1 protein-coding gene and 1 pseudogene are annotated in these 3,992 nt (G+C 41.5%); both read left to right on the top strand.

Annotation, left to right across the window (positions count from 1 at the left end):
* Positions 1-238: 238 nt before the first annotated feature.
* A pseudogene (locus OCT63_RS21225) lies at positions 239-1,096 on the top strand (ISL3 family transposase); the annotation flags it as partial.
* 652 nt (positions 1,097-1,748) lie between these two features.
* The coding region (locus OCT63_RS21230) for an Ig-like domain-containing protein (protein WP_269984573.1) at positions 1,749-3,992 on the top strand (2,244 nt) is incomplete at its 3' end.

The following is a 3,992-nucleotide window of genomic DNA, read 5'->3' on the forward strand; positions in this document are numbered from 1 at the left end:
GGTTCATCCGGTAAATCGATACCTGAATGGCTTTTCTGATATCATATCGCTAAAAATAGCTAGTTAATGTCAACTTCACTTCTTTACCATCGCTTTGGAATACGCGGCCCTTTCCATTATTGCTCTACAGAGTTTGATGGTAACGTAACCATCTTTCACATAGCACACAATACTCATATTAAATGTCCATCGTGCCGTAGTCGTGATGTCATAAAAAAAAGGAGGTAAGGTTCGCCGTTTCATTGCTACCCCAATTGGCACTAACCCCTGTTACATCCAGATAGCAAACCAGCGGATTAAATGCCGAGCTTGTAATACATTCGGGTATTTGCCGCTTAATTTTGTCCCTCGTCCCAAGGTCCGTTACACAAAGGGCTTTGAACAGTATGTTCTCTCCCTGTCGGCATTGAACGTAACCATCAGTGCCATTGCCAAGCTATGCGGTGTCTGTTGGGATACAGTGAAAGACATTCAGAAGCATTACCTGCAAAAACGATACTCTCAACCTTGTCTTAAAAACGTCACTCACATTGGAATTGATGAGATTTACTGTGGCCCAAAAAGTGGCTTCATGACGGTTGTGATTGATATGAAAACAAGTGCCGTCATTTATACAGAGAAAGGAAAGAAGTCCGAAAGCCTTGACGGTTTTTGGAAACGGAAGCTGCGCTGTAAAAAACCGATTGAAGCTATCGCCACCGATATGGGTCAGGCATACATTTCTTCGGTAAAACAGCACGCTCCGAAGGCTAAGTTAGTCATTGACCGCTTCCATGTGGTGAAGCGATTTAATGAAAAACTGACAGCGTTCAGGCGTGAATTACAAAATTCGATGAGTAGCAAAAATGACGCTCAATATCTTAAGAATACTCGTTGGTTATTGGTGAGTAATCCGGATAGGTTAGATGAGCAGGGCCAAGCGAGGTTGGAGCGAGCACTCGAAGCCAATCAGCCCTTAGCGGTGGTTTATTATTTAAAAGAGAAGTTAAGAATGCTGTGGTCGCAGCCATCAAAGATCGAAGGAGAGAGATGGCTAGAAAGTTGGATATTAACGATCAGGCGAAATAACGTCGAATTGATATATGATTTTGAATGAGGGTGAGACTTTCTCTTTTCAGAGCCTTGAGTAAATGTCACTCCACATTCTCGGCATCTATACCGCTGATTCCCAGATCTTGTTTTAGCAAATGGTTGGTATGAATCTGGAAAAATCGACAGTTTTCTATTGAAGTTGGAGCAGGATATGTTGTGACACCCCGTTCCGTCCTGTCTTAAAACTTTTGAGCACTCATCAATATGTTCAAGACGTTTAATTTCTTCATATATCGCTTGATTACTCTTAACAGTGGTGTAGCATCCACACGCCTTACAAAGCAGCGCAGAACCATTTAGTTTAGTTCCACTAATTCGATAGTTTGGATCAGGTTTGGTGTTTTTGGCTGGAACGTTGAAGTTCTTGCATAGAGCTTTAGAGCAAGAGTTAACATTGATGCCATGAGATGGCTCAGGAACTCTGAGTTGAGAAATGCTTTGGACATTTATTTGGCTCACGAAAACCTCCATCACACTGAATATACATCCAGTATAATAGAGGTTTGTTGAGCAATTTTCTAGTTAGCTATCACACGAAAGCGAAATAGCTTGTGCTCAATGTTATTTTTTTGTATCATTACTGGATTTTGTAACGATTAGAGCTACCTTTTGGCTAAGCCGCTATTTACTCTCATTAACTATTTAGGAAGTTCACTTTGGAAAATATAAGTAAAGCTGTTGTTATTGTCGAACTACTAAGTGATGTCTGGGTTGTTATGGATAATGGAGATTGGGTCAAGGTAGACTCTATACCAGAGCAACTTGCCGACCTACCTGTGTTAAATAGCAGCGACATTGCATTAGAGGGGAACGAGCTGGTTTTTTCTGAAGCCAGTGAACAGCTTGTTGTACCTCAAGATATTATTTCACAGCTTGTATCGGATTTAAGCCAAAATAGTACCTTTGACGCCCGCAGCAATACCAGTAGCGTTACATCTTTATCTTCAAGTGATGCTAATGAAGCTCAAGTGGCCTATCAACTTATTGCTCGCCAAGGGCAAGAACTTGTTCCTGAATCAGGCTATGAAACAACACCTACCGAAACAACAGAAGAAGAAGATCCTAATTTTATTGAGTTTAGACCCGACCCTATTTTTACTGTAGGTCAGCTCGGTGGCGATGGTGTGTTTATTAATAAATACGATGCTGTGGCTTTGGAATTTTCCGGTACTGTTGAAAATGTACCCGATGGCTCGTTAGTACAAATAGTTTTAAGTGATAGCGACGGCAACGAAATAATTGTTATAACCGAAGTGCAAGATGGTGTTTGGTCTGTAACAAATATTGATATTACTGCTCTAAATGATGGTGAAGTGACTGCAACGGTTTCTCTTGTAGGGGGCAACGAAGATGATGCAGCCAGTGAAACTAAAGTAAAAGATACTCAAGCAGATATTTTTATTGATTTTGAGGATGGCTTAAACACTAATCAACCAATTGATTTTGAAGGTGAAGTGCAAGATGTGCAAGATGGACAGCTGGTAACAGTGACCATTTTTGATGCGCAAGGTAACCCTATAGCAACGTATGAGGCAACAGTCACTAATGGTCAATGGAGTGTTGGCCCTGAGGCTTTTGCCGATTTACCGGATGGAAATTACACCATACAAGTTAGTACCATTGATGAAGCGGGTAATGACACGCAAACTCAAAAATCATTCTCAAAAGATACTACGGCCATTATAACAATAGACGTTAATGAAACCGAAGATGGCGTAATAAATAACTCAGAAAACGTAGTACAAGTAAGCGGAACAGTTGAAGGTATTGAAGATGGTCAAACAGTCTTAGTAACCTTAACAGACATAGATGGCAATGAAGTGAGTGTTGAGGCTGTTGTTGAAAATGGCCAGTACCAATTAGAAGTCGATATTTCTTCGTTAAGTGATGGAGAGATCACAGCAACCGCGCAAGCACAAGATTTATTAGGTAACGAAAGCACCGCGTCTCAGGTTATTTCACATGATAAAACAGCACAGCTCACCGTCGAAATAGACTCAACACAAGATGGCGTTATCAATAGCGAAGAAGAGAGTAACGTAACTGTACGAGGTGTAGTAACTGGTATTGAAGACGGCCAAACAGTGACTGTTGTATTGAGTGATGGTGTTAACCCTCCAATTACATTAACGGCAATCGTAGTTAATGGCAGTTATGAAATAGCCGGTGTTGATATTTCATCGTTAAATGATGGCACTATTAGTGCAAATGCAACTGCTCAAGATATTTCAGGAAACCCAGCAAGCGCGAGCGATGAAGCGCAATATGACAGCTCTGTTGCAACAAGCATAGTGGCACAAGATATTGATGGGGTTATTAATAGCGCCGAGCAAAATAATGTACAACTTAGTGGCTCGGTTACAGATATTGAGCCAGGCCAATTAGTTACCGTTACTTTTACGGATAGTAATAATCAGCAAGTAGTAGTAACAGCTGAAGTTGATGCTGATGGCAATTGGCAAATTAGCGGTGATATTGAATCGTTAGCTGATGGCGAAATCTCAGCGCAAATAAGTATTTTTGATGCCGCTGGAAATGAGGCCACTCAAGAGGTTACTTTTGCAAAAGACACTCAAAGCACGCTAACACTTAATATTGATAAAACAGCCGACGGTGTTATTAACGGCAGCGGCGAAAGTGCAGCCATTGTTGTACGCGGTACTGTAGAAGATGTAGAAGATGGCCAAATAGTTACTGTAACAATAAGCGATGGCGTTAACCCTGCGGTGACTACAACTGCAACCGTGATCAATGGTGAATATGTAACAACTCCTATTGATGCCAGCGCATTAAACGACGGCACACTCACCGCTACCGCCAGCGTATCCGATGTGGCAGGTAACCCTGTTACAGCTGAGGATACAGTTGAACTTGATAACACCGCAGCCATCACAACCAGT

It is taken from the genome of Vibrio sp. RW, assembly GCF_027587105.1.
Classification (GTDB): domain Bacteria; phylum Pseudomonadota; class Gammaproteobacteria; order Enterobacterales; family Vibrionaceae; genus Vibrio; species Vibrio toranzoniae.